Source organism: Microbacterium enclense, assembly GCF_001456955.1.
GTDB lineage: Bacteria > Actinomycetota > Actinomycetes > Actinomycetales > Microbacteriaceae > Microbacterium > Microbacterium enclense.
The window spans coordinates 427864-443882 of sequence record NZ_KQ758470.1 but is presented as its reverse complement, the minus strand read 5'-3'; the positions used below and the strand labels follow the sequence as shown (position 1 = coordinate 443882).

The 16019-nt window shown below is 70.2% G+C and carries 19 protein-coding genes; 9 read left to right on the top strand and 10 right to left on the bottom strand.

Going from position 1 to position 16019, the window contains the following annotated elements:
• The first annotated feature begins 119 nt into the window (after positions 1-119).
• The gene (locus AS029_RS09990; protein WP_058232428.1) at positions 120-854 is read left to right on the top strand and encodes a YidC/Oxa1 family membrane protein insertase; all 735 of its coding nucleotides are present in this window, start codon (positions 120-122) and stop codon (positions 852-854) included.
• A 30-nt stretch (positions 855-884) separates the two neighbouring features.
• Here the strand turns inward: AS029_RS09990 and AS029_RS09985 are convergent, their stop codons facing one another.
• The 3 genes from AS029_RS09985 to AS029_RS09975 all read right to left on the bottom strand — a co-directional run bounded on the left by AS029_RS09985 (position 885) and on the right by AS029_RS09975 (position 2889).
• On the bottom strand, positions 885-2132 hold the full coding sequence (locus AS029_RS09985) for an MFS transporter (RefSeq protein ID WP_058232427.1): 1248 nt from the start codon (positions 2130-2132) through the stop codon (positions 885-887).
• A gap of 176 nt (positions 2133-2308) precedes the next feature.
• Positions 2309-2524 (bottom strand): SCO4848 family membrane protein, encoded by a 216-nt coding sequence (locus tag AS029_RS09980; protein ID WP_058232426.1) that lies wholly within the window; start codon positions 2522-2524, stop codon positions 2309-2311.
• Between the two features lie 23 nt (positions 2525-2547).
• Complete coding sequence (locus tag AS029_RS09975; protein ID WP_058232425.1) at positions 2548-2889, bottom strand: TraR/DksA family transcriptional regulator; 342 nt, start codon at positions 2887-2889, stop codon at positions 2548-2550.
• A gap of 53 nt (positions 2890-2942) precedes the next feature.
• On the opposite strand from AS029_RS09975, the gene AS029_RS09970 reads away from it, so the two are divergent.
• The 3 genes from AS029_RS09970 (at position 2943) to AS029_RS09960 (ending at position 5176) form a co-directional block, all read left to right on the top strand.
• Positions 2943-3299, top strand: a complete 357-nt coding sequence (locus AS029_RS09970) for a DUF2834 domain-containing protein (RefSeq protein WP_058232424.1) — start codon at positions 2943-2945, stop codon at positions 3297-3299.
• 62 nt (positions 3300-3361) lie between these two features.
• Positions 3362-4417, top strand: coding sequence for an FUSC family protein (locus tag AS029_RS09965; RefSeq protein ID WP_175456648.1), 1056 nt, complete (start codon positions 3362-3364; stop codon positions 4415-4417).
• Positions 4418-4519: 102 nt separating this feature from the next.
• The gene (locus tag AS029_RS09960) at positions 4520-5176 is read left to right on the top strand and encodes an LON peptidase substrate-binding domain-containing protein (RefSeq protein ID WP_058232423.1); all 657 of its coding nucleotides are present in this window, start codon (positions 4520-4522) and stop codon (positions 5174-5176) included.
• 176 nt (positions 5177-5352) lie between these two features.
• On the opposite strand, the gene AS029_RS09955 is transcribed toward AS029_RS09960, so the two are convergent.
• The 5 genes from AS029_RS09955 to AS029_RS09935 all read right to left on the bottom strand — a co-directional run bounded on the left by AS029_RS09955 (position 5353) and on the right by AS029_RS09935 (position 8217).
• On the bottom strand, positions 5353-6129 hold the full coding sequence (locus tag AS029_RS09955) for an isocitrate lyase/PEP mutase family protein (RefSeq protein ID WP_058232422.1): 777 nt from the start codon (positions 6127-6129) through the stop codon (positions 5353-5355).
• Positions 6126-6791: an SDR family oxidoreductase gene (locus tag AS029_RS09950; protein ID WP_058232421.1), complete on the bottom strand. Its 666-nt coding sequence runs from the start codon at positions 6789-6791 to the stop codon at positions 6126-6128. Before AS029_RS09950 ends, AS029_RS09955 begins: the two co-directional genes overlap by 4 nt.
• A gap of 1 nt (position 6792) precedes the next feature.
• Positions 6793-7176, bottom strand: coding sequence for a PPOX class F420-dependent oxidoreductase (locus AS029_RS09945; protein WP_058232420.1), 384 nt, complete (start codon positions 7174-7176; stop codon positions 6793-6795).
• Between the two features lie 73 nt (positions 7177-7249).
• Positions 7250-7648 carry a YchJ family protein gene (locus AS029_RS09940; protein ID WP_058232419.1) on the bottom strand — a complete coding sequence of 133 codons (399 nt, stop codon included), beginning with the start codon at positions 7646-7648 and terminating at the stop codon, positions 7250-7252.
• 23 nt (positions 7649-7671) lie between these two features.
• Positions 7672-8217 carry a phosphoribosyltransferase family protein gene (locus AS029_RS09935; protein WP_058232418.1) on the bottom strand — a complete coding sequence of 182 codons (546 nt, stop codon included), beginning with the start codon at positions 8215-8217 and terminating at the stop codon, positions 7672-7674.
• Between the two features lie 96 nt (positions 8218-8313).
• Between AS029_RS09935 and AS029_RS09930 the strand changes: the two genes are divergently transcribed.
• Complete coding sequence (locus AS029_RS09930; protein WP_082642247.1) at positions 8314-9225, top strand: 5'-3' exonuclease; 912 nt, start codon at positions 8314-8316, stop codon at positions 9223-9225.
• A gap of 3 nt (positions 9226-9228) precedes the next feature.
• On the opposite strand, the gene AS029_RS09925 is transcribed toward AS029_RS09930, so the two are convergent.
• Together AS029_RS09925 and trpD are read right to left on the bottom strand one after the other, a co-directional pair.
• Positions 9229-10221, bottom strand: coding sequence for a PHP domain-containing protein (locus tag AS029_RS09925; RefSeq protein WP_058232417.1), 993 nt, complete (start codon positions 10219-10221; stop codon positions 9229-9231).
• A 6-nt stretch (positions 10222-10227) separates the two neighbouring features.
• Positions 10228-11289 (bottom strand): anthranilate phosphoribosyltransferase, encoded by a 1062-nt coding sequence (gene trpD, locus AS029_RS09920; protein ID WP_058232416.1) that lies wholly within the window; start codon positions 11287-11289, stop codon positions 10228-10230.
• Positions 11290-11422: 133 nt separating this feature from the next.
• Here trpD and ctaE point away from each other — a divergent pair, with 133 nt between their 5' ends.
• The 4 genes from ctaE to qcrB are packed head-to-tail and all read left to right on the top strand — an operon-like array spanning position 11423 to position 15850.
• Positions 11423-12094, top strand: a complete 672-nt coding sequence (gene ctaE, locus AS029_RS09915) for an aa3-type cytochrome oxidase subunit III (RefSeq protein WP_082642246.1) — start codon at positions 11423-11425, stop codon at positions 12092-12094.
• 16 nt (positions 12095-12110) lie between these two features.
• A complete protein-coding gene (qcrC, locus tag AS029_RS09910; RefSeq protein WP_058232414.1) occupies positions 12111-12923 on the top strand; it encodes a cytochrome bc1 complex diheme cytochrome c subunit in 813 nt (270 codons plus the stop codon).
• 39 nt (positions 12924-12962) lie between these two features.
• Entirely contained in the window at positions 12963-14021 is a 1059-nt protein-coding gene (gene qcrA, locus AS029_RS09905) for a cytochrome bc1 complex Rieske iron-sulfur subunit (RefSeq protein WP_058232413.1), read from the top strand.
• Positions 14018-15850, top strand: coding sequence for a cytochrome bc1 complex cytochrome b subunit (gene qcrB, locus AS029_RS09900; protein WP_058232412.1), 1833 nt, complete (start codon positions 14018-14020; stop codon positions 15848-15850). The genes qcrA and qcrB overlap by 4 nt, the downstream gene beginning before the upstream one ends.
• The last annotated feature ends 169 nt before the right edge of the window (positions 15851-16019 follow it).

Genomic DNA, 16019 nt, shown 5'->3' with positions numbered 1-16019 from the left:
CGTCCCGCCGCCTCGCGGCATCCATCGGCGTTCTCGGCAGGCGACGCCGGTCGCCCGCGCGTCGACTTCTCGCGCCCCGCGACCGATCGCCCTGTGATCGCCGTGACGAATGGACGCCCGTGGACCCTTTCCTCTTTCCTCCCCTCACCCTGCTGCTCGACCTGGCCACGCGAGCCATGATCGCCCTGACCGCCGCCCTCGATCCGCTCGTCGGGTCGACCGCAGCGGCGGTCGCCGTCGTCGCCGTCACTCTGATCGTGCGACTGCTCCTCGTCCCCGTCGGGGTGTCGCAGGCGCGCGCCGAACAAACGCGTGCGCGACTCGCTCCCCGCCTGCGCGTCCTCCGGGAACGCTGGCGGAACGATCCCGAACGCCTTCAGCGCGAGACGATGCAGCTGTACCGCGACGAGAACGTCTCCCCCGCGGCGGGCTGTCTGCCCCTCCTCGCGCAGGCCCCTGTCGTCGGGCTGCTGTACGCCGTCTTCCTGCATCCCACCGTCGGCGGGCAGGCGAACGCGCTGCTCGCCCACGACCTCCTCGGCGTTCCGCTGGGTCGGAGCCTGGTCGCGGCCCTGACATCGGGCACGGCGGAGGCGACGATCCTCGTCGTCTTCGGCTCGCTGGTGGCGGTGATCGTCTTCGCCGTCGAGCTCACGCGCCGCTGGCTGCGGCCGCCGGTCGATCCGGCGGCACCCGCCTGGACGACGACGATCACGGGGGCACTGCCGTTCTCGACCGCGGTGGTCGCGCTCTTCGTGCCGCTCGCGGCGGCGCTGTATCTGGCCGTGACGACGGTGTGGACGCTGGTGCAGCGCGTGCTGCTGCGGCGGCGGTACCCGCTGCCGCGGGCGTGACGGCGCGGTGACGGGATGACGGAGGGGGCGTCACTCCACGGGCAGGGCCTGGTCCCACCGCCGTGCGCGCGACGCGTTCACCGCCGCCATGGCGAGCACGAGCGATGCCGCGGCGGCGGGGAACAGCATCGCCGTCGCCACCGACACGCTCTCGGCGACGGCTCCCGTGACCGCCGACGACAGCGCCTGCGCCAGGGTGAGCGCCGAGGCGAGGATCGTCATCGTCGTCGCGGTGCGTCCGGCCGGTGCACGGGTGCCGGCGAGGCTGAACAGGGTCACCAGCGCCGGCCCGACGCCCAGGCCCATGAGGCAGAGCACGACCGTCACGGTGAGCACCGAGCCGCCCACGGAGTACGCTCCCGCCGAGGCGAACAGCAGCATCGCGAAGACGACCAGCCGCCACCGCAGCGCGAATCCCGCGGGCAGGACCGCGACCGCGAGCGCGAGCACCGCCGACCCCACCCCCATCGCGCCGTACAGCAACGCACCGGCTTCGGGTGCACCCTGGGCGGCCATGAACGCCGTGAGCGAGGTGAGTGTCGAGCCGAAGAACGCCCCGACGCCGAAGACGGCGACGACCAGCACGAGAAGGCGGGGATGCCGCAACGCACGCGCGGGCGCCCGCTCACCGCGCGTGGACGCGGTCGGTACGACCCGACCCGTCGGGTGCAGGGCGAAGGCGGTGACGAAGACGAGGCTGAGGGCGGCAGCCGCGGCGATGGGCGCCCAGGGAGCGATCACGGCGGCGAGAACACCGACGACGAACGGCCCGATGACGAAGGCCGTCTCGTCCGCGGCCGACTCGTACGCCATCGCGCGCGAGAACGTGCGTTCACGCCGCTCGGGGGCGACCCGCGCGCCGATGAGCGCCATCACGCGAGCGCGCGACATGGCCGCGGTCTGCGGTCCGGTGAGACCGATCCCGACGGCGACGGCCAGCACGACCGCGTCGGCGGCGGAGGAACTCACGACGACCGGGAAGAGAGCGAGCAGCAGACCGTTCGCGATGCCGGTGGGCACGAGCACCCGCGACTGTCCGTGTCGGTCGGCGAGGTCGCCCAGCACGGGCCCGGCGACGACGACGCCGATCCCCACCGCGGCGGAGGTCAGTCCGCCCAGAGCCACGGACTCCCGCACCGCGACGACCAGTGCGAGTACGCCCACCGTCATCATCGCGAAGGGCAACCGGGCCACGAAGGCGACGGGGAAGTACCACGCGCCGGCGTGATGGATCAGGGGGCGGTGGGCGACGACGCGCTGCGGCGCGGGGGATGTCATGGTTCGGTCTCCGGAGGCGGGGGAACGTGCCGCCTTACCGGACCGGGCAGGTAGATGCACCGTGCAGCGGGAAGATCCCGCTCCACGAGTCTACCCTCGGCGCCCGCGCGGGGTGCCGTCTCCGCCCATCGGCGCGGACCCGAAAGGCCCGCGGCGCCTCGGCGAGGAACCCCGACTCACCCGATCAGCGCGGCGATCGCGGCGATCAGCGATGCCAGCGCCAGCACGAGCGCCAGCGCGATGAGCACGGTGTGCACGATCAGGAACGGCGTCGGCTTTCCCGCGGCATCCTTCGCCCGGGGGTCCTTCGCGACGCGGACATAGAACCGTGGCCACACGACGATGTTGAAGACGGCGTTGGCGAACAGCAGAGCGATGAGCAGAGGTTCCACCCCTTGAGCCTAAGCGCCCGCGATCACGTCGCACACGCGATGCAGCGACGTGCGAAGGGGCGCGCCTCCAGACGCTCGTCGGCGATCGACCGACCGCACTGCTCGCAGACGCCGAAGGTGCCGGATGCCACCCGCTCGCGCGCCGCCAGGATCTCGGCGCGCTCGCTCTCGGCGCCTCGACGAAGGGCGTCGACCTGCGCCCATTCCCCCGACAGCGTCGATCCCTCGGGATCGTGCTCGTCGTCGGCGGTGGCGTCGGCGCGGTCGTGCCGCAGACTGGCCTCGTCGTCGCGCAAGCGGCTCAGGCGGTGCTCGACCTCGCGTTCGCGGTCGTCGAGCATGCGCGTGGCGGTGACGGCATCCATGCTCCGACGCTAGCCCCTGCCTCCGACATCGCGGCTGCGGCAGGATCGGGCGCATGAGCGAACTGCGCCGTCACTGGACACCGACAGCCGTGGCGTTCCTCGTGCTGGCGGTGGCCGGGCTCGTGGGCACCTGGACCTTCAACGCCTTCGCGATCGTGCAGATGCGCGATTTCGTCGGCGACCTCGTCTCGAGCGGCCCGGCGGTGTCGTCGATCACGGTCGATCTGCTGGTCGTCGCGATCGCCGGGAGCATCTTCATCATCGTCGAGGCACGGCGGCTCGGCATGCGGTTCGCGTGGCTGTACATCGTGCTGTCGGGGATCACCGCGTTCGCCTTCACGTTCCCGCTGTTCCTGGCGATGCGCCAGCGCCGACTCAGCGCTCGGGCCGACCAGCGGGGGACCTCGTGATGCCCCCGATCGAGGAGGTCTCCGACGCCCCCGACGACAGCGTCACCCGGAGAGACTGAGACGTGCGCATTCCCGACCTCCGCGCGGTCCGCGGCAGCCTGAACGTCCGCGCCCCCCGCCGCGTCCCCCTGCTGCAGGTGGCGAAGTCCGCCGTCGCGATCGTCGCCGCCTGGCTGATCGCGGGGTGGCTGATACAGGGGCCGCCGCCGATCTTCGCCGCGATCGCGGCGCTGCTGGTCGTCCAACCGAGCGTCAACCAGTCCTTCACACGTGCCGTCGAGCGCAGCGTGGGCGTGATCGTGGGCGTGGTCATCGCCTCGCTGCTGGGCCTGGCCTTCGGATCGCAGCCGTGGGTCGCCCTGCTCTCGGCCGGCGTCGCCCTCGTGGTGGCCTGGGCGGCTCGCATCTCCCCCGGTGCGACGAATCAGATCGCGATCAGCGCCCTCCTGGTGCTCGCCCTCGGCACCGCCACCCCCAACTACGCCCTCGACCGCGTCCTGGAGACGCTCATCGGTGCGGCGATCGGCATCGTCGTCAACGCGGTGCTCGTCCCTCCGGTGCTCGTCCCCGCCGCGCGCGAGAAGGTCGACACCCTGGGGCGCGAGCTCGCCGCCGCGATGGAGCGCCTCGCCGATGCCCTCGAGACACCGCAGACGCCGGCCTCGCTCGAGGGACTGCTGATCGAGGCGCGCCTGCTCCGGCCGGTTCGGGATGCCGCGGCCGACGCCCTCCGCGACGGCGAGGACTCGCTCGCCCTGAACCCCCGCAGCAGACGCCACCGGGCCGATCTCGCCGCGATGGGCGACCTCCTCGAGCGCTTCAGTCCCGTCGTGACGCAGACGGTGGGCATGACCCGGGCGGTCTACGACGGCTACGAGCGCTCGATCGCCGACGAGCCCGCCGTGCGCGCGATCGCCGAGCAGCTGCGCCGCGCCGCGCACGACGTGCGCCTTGCGTTCGCGCTGGACGCCGGCGTCGATCGCCCGGTGGACGAGGCACCGGCGCTGACCCGCCCGCTGCAGATCCAGATGCCCTCCCCGGCGCATTGGGTGCTCGTGGGCTCGATGCTGACCGACCTCCACCGCGTGCACGAGACGCTGCGCGACGACGGGTTCTGACAGATCCCGGATGCCGAGTCCCCGCACTCGTCGTTCGGTTTCGCGCCTGCGAATCTCCCCCGTCCGGGCCGCCTCGCTCGCGGGCGCTGGTTGACTGGACGCATGGGTACCGCGATGTTCCCCCTCGGAGCCGTTCTGTTTCCGCACACGCCGCTGGCGCTGCGGATCTTCGAGGAGCGCTATCTCGTCATGCTCGGCCGCCTGCTCGACGAGACGGATCCGGCGTTCGGCGTCGTTCTGATCGAACGCGGTTCCGAGACGGGCGGCGGCGACCAGCGCTTCGCCCTCGGCACGATGGCGCAGCTGAGTCACGTCGTCCCCCAGGCGGGCCAGATGCAGATCGTCGCGCGCGGCACGGAACGCTTCGAGATCGTCGAGTGGCTCGACGACGCGCCCTACCCCCGCGCCGACGTGCGCCCCCTGCCCGACCTGGAGTGGAACGACGCCCTGCTCCCGCTCCTCGACGAGGCGGAGAAGATCGTGCGCCGCGTCCTGTCGCGCGCGCAGCAGTTCGGCGGCACGCGGTGGGATCCCGAGGTGGAGCTGTCGGAAGACCCCCTCCCCCGGGCGTGGCAGGTCGCGGCCATCGCCCCGCTCGGCGAACTCGATCAGATGGAACTGCTGCGGTCGCCGACCCTGGGCGGGCTGCTGCGGGCGACCATCGATCTCACCCTCGCGGCCGAGCCCCTGCTGGCCGACCCGGTTCCCGACGGGGTCATCGTGGTCGACGACGACGCAGACGGTTCCGACGACGACTGACGCGAATCCGCGCGTGCTTCAGCGTGCTCACGCGGACTCGCACGGATGCCGCACCCGCGGTCCGCCGACACGTCGACGCTGCGTGCTGACACTGGCCCGGTATCTCGAGCACCGCGCCGCAGAACTCTCGTGCGAGACCCGGGAGCACCGCGGCTGCGGTGTCCCGGGTGCGCACATCAGTTGAGCGCGCGCACCGACGACGGGATCACGCCGTCGCCGTAGAGGTCTTGAGCGAGATCCTGCAGGGCGGTCAGCGCGACGCGCTGCGTCAGCGGTCCGTAGGAGATGCGCGCGACGCCGAGTTTCTCGTACTCCCCCGCAGAGGGCGCGCCGGGAAAGCCGATGACGCTCAGGCGGCGCTCCCCGAGCCCCTCGACCAGACGGCGCGTCGTCTCGGCGTCGAGCAGACCCGGCACGAAGACCGAGGTGGCGCCGGCGTCGAGGAAGGCGCGCCCGCGCTTCACGGCATCCGTGATCTTGTCGTCGAGCGGGCGATCGCCGCCCTTCACGAACACATCGGTACGGGCGTTGAGGACGAACGGCACCCCCTCCGCCGCGCCCGCCGCGATCACGGCCTCCACCGCCGCCACGGCCTCGTCGAACGGCTTGACGCGGTCTTCGACATTGGCTCCGACGACGCCCACACCGATCGCGCGGCGGGTGGTCTCGCCGGGGTTTCCGAATCCGGCATCCAGATCGGCTGTCACCGGCACGTCGACAGCGGCGACGATGCGACCGACCATGTCGAGCATGACCTCGAGGGGGATGTTCTCGCCGTCTTCGTACCCGAAGGTCGCGGCGATGGAGTGCCCGGCCGTGGCCAGGGCCTTCGTCTCGGGGAGTGCCGCGACGGCCTGCGCCGACACGACGTCCCAGATGTTCACGACCCGCAGGATCTCGGGTGCGGTGTGCAGCTCGGCGAACGTCCGCGCCCGGTCGGCGAGGGCGCTCACGCGTCGCTCCGCGCGCCATCGGCGACGATGGCTTCGGGGATGAGCGTCTCGCCGGCGCCGAAGCGGATGAAGCGTCCGATCGTCGCGGGCTGCACCAGCGCCGCCGCCACGACCGCGGCGACGTCGGCGCGTCCGACCTCCGCCTTGCCCTGGGGTGCGGTCGAGATGCGACCGGTCGCCGGTTCGGTGGTCAAGGTGCCGGGACCCAGGATGGTCCAGTCGAGGTCGCTCGCGCGCAGGTGGTCGTCAGCGGCGAGCTTCGCGTCGGCGTAGGCGAAGAAGGCGTCATCGGGGTCGATCCCGTGATCCGGCGCGGATCCGATCCACGACACCATGACGAACCGCCGTACGCCGGCCTTCGATGCCGCGTCCACCGCCCGCTGGGCGGCGTCGCGGTCGACGGCGTAGGTGCGATCGGTGTCGCCGCCCCCGGCCCCGGCCGACCACACGACGGCATCCGCGCCCGAGAACGCCTCCGCCATGTCATCGACGCCGGCCTTCTCGACGTCGAGCACCAGCGGCGTCGCGCCCGCCCGTTCGACGTCGGCCGACTGCTCGGCGTTGCGGATGACCGAGGTGGCCTCGTCTCCCCGGTCGGCGAGCAGGTGCGCGAGGTGCAGCGCGACCTTTCCGTGCCCTCCGACGATCACGATGCGTTCCATGTCACTGTCCTCCCACGTTCTCGATCGACATCTTCAGAACCACCCGGTCGGCGCGGTCGGGCGGCGCCTCCTGATCGGCATTGCCGTAGCGCTGGCCCAGGTGCACGTAGAACGCGCCCTCCGGGTCGGGAACGGCCTCGACGAGGCGGCCGCGCACCTCGATGTAGCGGTAGGGCTGGTCGGGGTCGAAGACCATGAGGCTCATCGACGGGTTCTTCTGCAGGTTGCGATACTTCTGCCGCGTCACGGTGTGCGTGAAGAGCAGGTGCTCGCCGTCGAAGTCGAACCACATCGGGTTGACCTGCACCGTGCCATCGGGCCGGACGGTGCCGAGGCTGCCGTAGTTGGGGTTCTCGAGCAGGTCGCGCTGCGCGTCGGGGATCATCCGTGTCCTTTCGCCGAGTGTGCGAGCACGACCCTACGCAGCACCCCCGACATCGACCGGCGGGGTTGACGCCTCAGTCCATGTCGCCGTCGACGTAGACCCACCGCCCGCCGCGGCGGACGAACCGACTCCGCTCGCGCAGTTCTCCATCGACTCCGTGCTGCCGCCAGGATGCGCGGAACGTCACCGTCGCGGCATCCCCGTGCTCCTCGGCTCCCTCGATGACGAGTTTGCGCCACACGGTGCCGTCGTCGGCGACGACATCGTCGGGACGGGTCCGCGGATGCCATGACCGCACCAGATGCGCCGCGTCGCCGACGACGAAGGCGGTGTAGCGCGAGCGCATGAGCCTCTCGGCCGTCGGCGCGGCCGCCCCGTCGAGGATCGGGCCGCAGCATGCGCCGAACGCTCCGTCCCCGCACGGGCACGGCGCCTGGGCGGACGGACGCACGGATGCCGAGCCGAAGGACATCCCGCCACTCTAGGCCGAGCGCCTCACAGCAGCTCGCGCACGTGCAGCAACGAGCGCACCCGCAGGTTGTGTCGCAGGTCCGATCGCTGCAGAGCGTCGACGACGACGGCCGCACCGATCCAGGAGGCGCCGCTGACATCGACCAGCCGCCGACACGCCTCCAGCTGCGCACCCGTATCGACCCAGTCGTCGACGAAGATCACGCGGTCCCCCGACCGCAGCAGTGTCCGTCTGAGTCCGAGGCGGAGATGGCGGTCCCGATAGTCCGGCGCGGTCGTGACCTCCCACCACGCGTCGCTGTCGACGTTCTGCGCGGGGTCCTTCCGCACCTCGGCGAGCCCCACGCCCAGCGCGTGCGCCACGAGCGCACCGAGCAGGCTGCCGCGCGACTGCGGCCCCATGACGACCGTCGGCGCGTCGTCCGGGAACAGCGCCGCGAGGCCCGGGCCGATCTGCGCCACGATCCCCGGCTCACGCCACCACCCGGTGAGATCGGCTGCGGAGGTGTCGTCGGTGCGGTCGCCGAGCCAACGGAAGGTGCGGCGGAGGTTGTCGTGGAGATCGGACACGGTTCATCATGGCCGGTCCTCGCGACCCCCGACGACCGACCCCGCCGGCCCGCCGACGTCCCCGGCCGCCGCCTCGATCGTGACAGGATCGCATCCGTGACCGACCGCATCATGCTCCTCGACACCGCGTCGCTGTACTTCCGCGCCTTCTACGGCGTTCCCGACAAGGTGAAGGCGGCCGACGGCACCTCGGTGAACGCGGTCCGGGGGCTGCTCGACATGATCGCCAAGCTCGTCACGGCTTACGAGCCGACCCGGCTCGTCGCGTGCTGGGACGACGACTGGCGCCCGGCCTGGCGCGTCGACCTCCTGCCGAGCTACAAGGCGCATCGCGTCGTCGAGGCCGTGCCCGCGGGGACCGACATCGAGGAGGTCCCCGATCCCCTCGAAGCGCAGATCCCCGTCATCCGTGACGTCCTCGCCGCCCTCGGAATCCCCGTCGTGGGCGCGGCGGAGCACGAGGCCGACGACGTCATCGGCGCCCTCGCCACCGCGGCGGACTCGCCGGTCGACATCGTCACTGGCGACCGAGACCTGTTCCAGCTGATCGATGACGCGCGCGGCATCCGGATCGTCTACACCGCGCGCGGGATGAGCAACCTCGAGATCGTCGACGACGCCGCCGTCGTGTCGAAGTACGGCGTGCGCGCAGCCCAATACGCCGACTTCGCGGTGCTGCGCGGCGACCCCTCCGACGGACTCCCCGGCGTCGCGGGGATCGGCGAGAAGTCGGCCGCCTCGCTCCTCTCCGCCCACGGCTCGCTCGACGACATCCGCGCGGCCGCGGCACAGGGAACCGGGGGCACGCCGGCCCAGCGCGCCAAGATCGCCGCCGCCTCGGACTACCTCGACGTCGCTCCCGCCGTCGTCCGTGTCGCCCGCGATCTCACCTTCGCCCCGTTCGACGATCGCCTGGGTGATGTCGACATCGACGCCGCAGAGGCGCTCGCCGAGAAGTGGAACCTCGGCTCGTCGATGACCCGGGTCCTCGCCGCGCTCGCGCGCTGACGCTCAGCGCGGCCGTTCGAGCCACTCCCGCAGCCGTTCGAGAGGCCACGTCGTGACGATGCGGTCGGCCGGCACCCCCGCCTTCTCGGCGCGCGCCGCGCCGTAGTCGAGCAGCGACAGCTGCCCCGGCGCGTGCGCATCGGAGTCGATCGAGAACAGGCACCCGGCGTCGACGGCGACGGGCAGCAGCTCGTCGGGCGGGTCCTGCCGCTCGGGGCGCGAGTTGATCTCCACCGCGACCCCCGACGCCGCGCACGCCGCGAACACGGCGTCGGCGTCGAACTCCGACGGCGGGCGCGTCCCCCGCGACCCCTCCACGAGTCGACCGGTCACATGCCCGAGCACATCGACCCGCGGGTCGGAGGCTGCCGCCACCAGACGACGCGTCATCGGCCCGCGCTCCATGCGCAGCTTCGAATGAGCGGATGCCACGACCACATCGAGGGCGCGCAGCAGGTCGTCCTCCTGGTCGAGGTCGCCGTCGTCGAGGATGTCGACCTCGATGCCGGTCAGCAGGGTGAAGCCGCCACCGCGATGGGTGCGGACGATCTCCATCTGCGCGCGCAAGCGCTCGGGTGACAGTCCGTTCGCCACGGTGAGCCGCGGCGAGTGGTCGGTCAACGCGAGGTACTCGTGCCCCAGCCCGCGGGCGGCCGCGACCATGGCGTCGATCGGGGTGAGCCCGTCGGACCATTCGCTGTGGCTGTGCAGGTCACCCCGCAGCTCCGCCCGCAGCGCGGCCCCACCCACGGGCGCGTTCTCGGCGCGAAGTGTCGCCAGGCGCTCGGGAACCTCCCCCGCCAGCGTCTGCTGGATGACCGCGAAGGTGGACTCGCCGATGCCCGGCCGACGACGAAGCCCGGGGTCACGCAGCTCGCCGTCACTCAGTCCCTCGATCGCCTTCGCGGCCGTACGGAACGCCTTCGACTTGTAGCGCGACGATCGCTCCCGCTCGAGCAGATAGGCGATCTCGGTGAGCGCGTCGAGCGGGTGCATCGTGCGCTACTCCGCCAGGGCCTTCGTCGTCTCGACCCAGTCACCCAGCTTGGCCGAGGCCCGGCCGTCGTCGACCGCTGCGGCGGCGTCGGCCATAGCCTCGGCGAGGCGCTCCAGGATCGGACGCTGCACCTCGGCGGCATCCTGGAACAAGCGGTACGACACCAGGCCCGCCGCCGCATTCAGCAGGACGATGTCGCGGACCGGTCCGGTCTCGCCCGACAGCACCCGGCGCACGACGTCGGCGTTGTGATCCGGCGATCCGCCGAGCAGATCGTCGATGTCGGCGAGGGGGATGCCGAGGTCTCGCGGATCCAGGTCGTGCTCGTGCACGTCGCCGCGGCTGATCTCCCACAGGCGACTGTGGCCCGTCGTGGTGAGTTCGTCGAGGCCGTCGTCGCCGCGGAACACGAGTGCCGTCGCGCCGCGCGTGCGGAACACACCCGTGATCAGCGGCACGCGGTCGAGGTGGGCGACACCGACCGCGTTGGCCTCGGCGCGCGCGGGGTTGCACAGGGGCCCGAGGAAGTTGAAGACGGTGGGCACGCCGAGCTCGGCCCGGGTGGGACCGGCGTGGCGGAACCCGGGGTGGAACGCCGACGCGAACGCGAAGGTGATGCCCGTGCGCTCGAGCGTCTCGGCGACCTGCTCCGGCGCCAGCGTGAGGGCGATGCCCAGAGAAGACAGCACGTCGCTCGATCCCGACGCCGAGCTGGCCGCTCGGTTGCCGTGCTTGACGACGGGAACTCCGGATGCCGCGGCCACGACCGCCGCCATGGTCGAGACGTTCACGGTGCCGAAGCGGTCACCGCCCGTACCGACGATGTCGAGTACCTCCGCTCGCACGGGGAGAGGAACGGCCGCCTCGAGGATCGCGTCGCGGAAGCCGACGATCTCCTCGACGGTCTCGCCCTTCGCCCGCAGCGCGATCAGGAATCCCGCGAGCTGGGAGGGCGTCGCCTCACCCGCCATGACCTGTCGCATCGCCCAGGTGGACTCCGAGACACTGAGGTCGTCGCCCGCCAGCAGCGACGAGAGCAGATCGGGCCAGGTGAAGCGTTCCGCCATGCCATGATCCTTTCACACGCGTGTGGCGCGACCGTGCCGAGGTGGCCGTCGGGCGAAGTCGGGCCGTACCGGGGATTCCTTGCGGATTCTGAGGCTTCCCTAAGTCTCGACGATGGAATAACTCATCTTCGGGATGGGAAGATCGGGCCTGCGGATCGCGCATAATGGAACGGTGACGACCTCAGCGACGTATTCCCAGGCCGTGCGTGCCGTGAAGCGACCCGACCCGGTCGCCGTGGGCACCATCGTGTGGCTGGGCAGCGAGGTCATGTTCTTCGCCGGCCTGTTCGCGATCTACTTCACCCTGCGCAGCACCTCCGCCTCCCTGTGGGCCGAAGAGACCCAGCTGCTCAACGTCCCCTTCGCGACCGTCAACACCATCATCCTGGTGCTGTCGTCGGTCACGTGCCAGATGGGCGTCTTCGCCGCCGAGCGGTACCAGCCGTACACGGTCAAGGCGAACTCCTTCTGGCGCCGCTGGGGAATGGTGGAGTGGTTCTACCTCACCTTCATCCTCGGCGCGGTCTTCGTGTCGGGTCAGGTGTGGGAGTACGCGACGCTGGTGGCGGAGGGCATGCCCATCAGCGCCAACCCCTACGCCTCGGCCTTCTACCTCACCACCGGCTTCCACGCCCTGCACGTGACGGGTGGCCTCATCGCCTTCCTGCTCGTGATCGGTCGCGCGTACGCCGTGAAGAACTTCGGCCGCAAAGAGATGACCACCTCGATCGTCGTGTCCTATTACTGGCACTTCGTCGACGTCGTCTGGATCGCCCTGTTCTTCGTCATCTACTTCCTCAAGTAAGAGAGCTGTACTCCACATGGCACGCGAGAAGAAGACTCGTCGGGCGTCCGGGCGCCGTAGCCCCCTGGCCGCCGCCGCGCTGATCGGTATCGGACTCCTCCTGACCGGAGGCGTCTACGCCGGCGCATCGGCGGCGATGGCCGCCACCTCCAGCACGCCCGTCAGCGAGGCCAACTCCGCCACCGCGGTCGAAGAGGGCCAGAAGCTCTTCCAGGCGAACTGCGCCACGTGCCACGGTCTCGACCTCGAAGGCAGCCAGCAGGGACCGTCGCTGTTCGGCGTCGGCGAGCTGTCGGTGCACTTCCAGGTTTCGACCGGTCGTATGCCGCTGCAGGCACAGGGGCCGCAGGCTCCGGTCAAGCCGGTGCAGTTCACCGACGAGCAGATCAACGCCATCGCGGCGTACGTGCAGTCGGCCGCCCCCGGTCCGCAGTACCCGACGGAAGAGCTCGTCGACGGCGAGGGCGATCTCGCCCACGGCGCCGAGCTGTTCCGCATCAACTGCGCCATGTGCCACAACGTCGCCGGCGCGGGCGGCGCCCTCACCGAGGGCAAGTGGGCACCCGACCTGCACACCGTCAGCCCGGTCAACATGTACGCGGCGATGGTGACGGGTCCGCAGAACATGCCGGTGTTCAACGACCTCAACCTCACCCCCGAAGACAAGCGCGACGTCATCTCGTACCTGATGTACCTGCAGAAGACCGACTCCCCCGGTGGCTACGCCCTCGGGTCTCTGGGCCCGGTCTCCGAGGGTCTGTTCATCTGGATCTTCGGTATCGGGGCGCTCATCGCCCTGACCGTGTGGATCACGGCGAAGTCCAACTGACCGTCGTCTTCGACATTACGTAAACGCACGAGGAGCACCATGGCACACGAGGACGACGCACTCGAGCACGGGAGGGCTTCCTGGAAGCCCGGCTCGGGGCTCGCCGTCGCGGTTCCCGACGCCGCACAGAACCCCGGTCTTCCCGGTCACCGCCAGCGGATGACCGATAAGGATCCGCAGGAGATGAAGCGTGCGGTCCGCACGGTCTACACCCTGTTCTACGTCTCGGTCGCGGCCAGCATCTGGGCGAGCATCGCCTACATGATCTTCCCGATCGAGTCGGGCGCGATGATCGACATCCGCTACAACAACCTCTTCATCGGGCTCGGCATCGCGTTCGCGCTGCTGGCGATCGGCATCGGCACCATCCACTGGGGCAAGTCGGTCATGTCCGACAAGGAGTACATCGAGGACCGCCACGCGACCCGCGGCCGCGACGAGGTTCGCGAGGGTGCGATCAACGTCTTCGCCGAGGCCGACAAGGACTCCGGATTCGGACGTCGCGAGATCATCCGCAACTCGATGTTCGCCGCGCTGGCGGCCTCCATCATCCCCGGCATCACCCTGTTCCGCGGTCTCGCGCCGCAGGACCAGGATCCGGTCAAGCTCCTCAGCCACACCATGTGGAAAGAGGGCATGCGCCTGTCGCACGACCCCTCGGGTCGTCCGATCCGCGCGGCCGACGTCACCCTCGGCTCCGCCTTCCACGTCATCCCGGAAGAACTCGCGGGCCTCGGGCACGACGAGGGTTACCTCGAAGAGAAGGCCAAGGCGATCGTCCTGCTCATGCGTATGCAGCCCGAGCAGCTCAATCCCGAGACCAACAACCTGGACTGGTCGTACGACGGAATCATCGCGTACTCGAAGGTCTGCACGCACGTCGGCTGCCCCGTCGCGCTGTACGAGCAGCAGACCCACCACCTCCTGTGCCCCTGCCACCAGTCGCAGTTCGACGTCGCCAACGGTGCGGCCGTCATCTTCGGCCCGGCCGCCCGTCCCCTGCCGCAGCTCCCCATCACCGTCGACGCCGAGGGCTACCTCGTCGCGCAGAGTGACTTCCACGAGCCCGTCGGCCCCAGCTTCTGGGAGCGCTCATGAGCACCGGTACTCACCCCACCGAGAACGTCACGACCGAACCGGCCGTCTACTCGGGTCCGCCGCAGGCTCCCGCGGGGCGTGACGGCAAGCCGCTCGGCGGCCGCTTCGTCGGCGCCACGGCGAACTATCTCGACGAGCGCACCAGCATGTCGGGCATCGTCAAAGAGCTGGGCCGCAAGGTCTTCCCCGACCACTGGTCGTTCATGCTCGGCGAGATCGCCCTGTGGAGCTTCGTCGTCGTACTGCTATCCGGCACCTTCCTGACGTTCTTCTTCCAGGCATCCATGGTCGAGACGCATTACAACGGTGCGTACGAGCCCATGCGCGGCATCGCGATGTCCGCCGCCATGGAGTCGGCGCTGCACATCTCGTTCGACCTGCGCGGTGGCCTCCTCGTCCGTCAGATCCACCACTGGGCCGCCCTCGTGTTCGTGGCCGGCATCGGCGTGCACATGCTGCGCGTGTTCTTCACGGGTGCGTTCCGCAAGCCCCGCGAGCTCAACTGGGTCGTCGGCTTCATCCTCTTCATCCTCGCGATGGCCGAGGGCTTCACCGGTTACTCGCTCCCCGACGACCTGCTGTCGGGCAACGGTCTGCGCATCATCGACGGCATGATCAAGGGTCTGCCGATCATCGGCACCTGGACCTCGTTCCTGCTCTTCGGCGGCGAGTTCCCCGGCACCGCGATCGTCGGTCGCCTGTACACGCTGCACATCCTCCTGCTGCCGGCGATCCTCGTCGCGCTGCTGGCGGTGCACCTCATGCTGATGATCATCAACAAGCACACGCAGTTCGCCGGCCCCGCCCGCACGAACAGCAACGTGGTGGGCTACCCGATGATGCCGGTGTACGCCTCCAAGATGGGTGGCTTCTTCTTCATCACGTTCGGTGTCATCGTGCTCATCGCGGCGCTGGTGACGATCAACCCGATCTGGAACTACGGCCCGTACGACCCCTCCCCCGTGTCGGCCGGTACGCAGCCCGACTGGTACATCGGCTTCGCAGACGGCGCCCTGCGTCTCGTGCCGCCGCACCTCGAGTTCGTGCTCTGGGGCCACACGTGGTCGTGGAACATCATCTTCCCCGTCGCCGTGCTCGGTCTGTTCATCGTGCTGGTGCTGGTCTACCCCTTCATCGAGGCGTGGGTCACGGGCGACAAGCGCGAGCACCACATCGCGCAGCGTCCGCGCAACGCCGCGACGCGTACCGCGATCGGTGCGGCCGGTGTCACGTTCTACGCCGTCATGTGGGCCGCCGCGTCGTCCGACATCATCGCGACGCACTTCCACCTCACGATGGAGGGCGTCATCCACGCCCTGCAGGCCCTGCTGATCCTGGGCCCGATCCTCGCCTACTTCGTCACGAAGCGCATGTGCATCGCGCTGCAGAAGAAGGACCGCGAGATCGCTCTGCACGGCTACGAGTCGGGCCGCATCGTGCGCCTCCCCGGCGGCGAGTACATCGAGGTCCACCAGCCCGTCGACGAGTACGAGCGCTGGAAGCTGGTCGACAACGAGACGTACGAGCCTCTCGTCGTCCGCCCGAACGACAAGGGTCAGATCCCCTGGCACGAGAACGTTCGCGCCTCGGTGTCGCGTTGGTTCTTCGAGGACCGTCTCGCTCCGCTGACGCAGGCCGAGATCGACGCCGCGGTGGCGCACCAGCACCACGAGCTCGACCACATCGCTCACGAAGAGGCCGACGAGATCGCCGGCGCCGATGCCCGTGCTGACGAAGACGGTCGCCCCCGCAACGCCGTCGGCGAGCGGGTCGAGGTCGAGTTCCCGGCCCCCAAGGGCCTGAACGGACCGCGCGACAAGAACGAGTAAGCGCCTCCGACGAAGCCCCGGTGTCATCGACACCGGGGCTTCGTCGTTCGCGCGGTGCATTCGGCGTGGGCTCTCCTCGCTACGACGTGGTGGCGGCGGCGCTCTGGCAGGAACCCGCGGCACCGTGGCATCCTCATCACTCCCCCAGGGGCCCGCTTCTCTCTAGCGT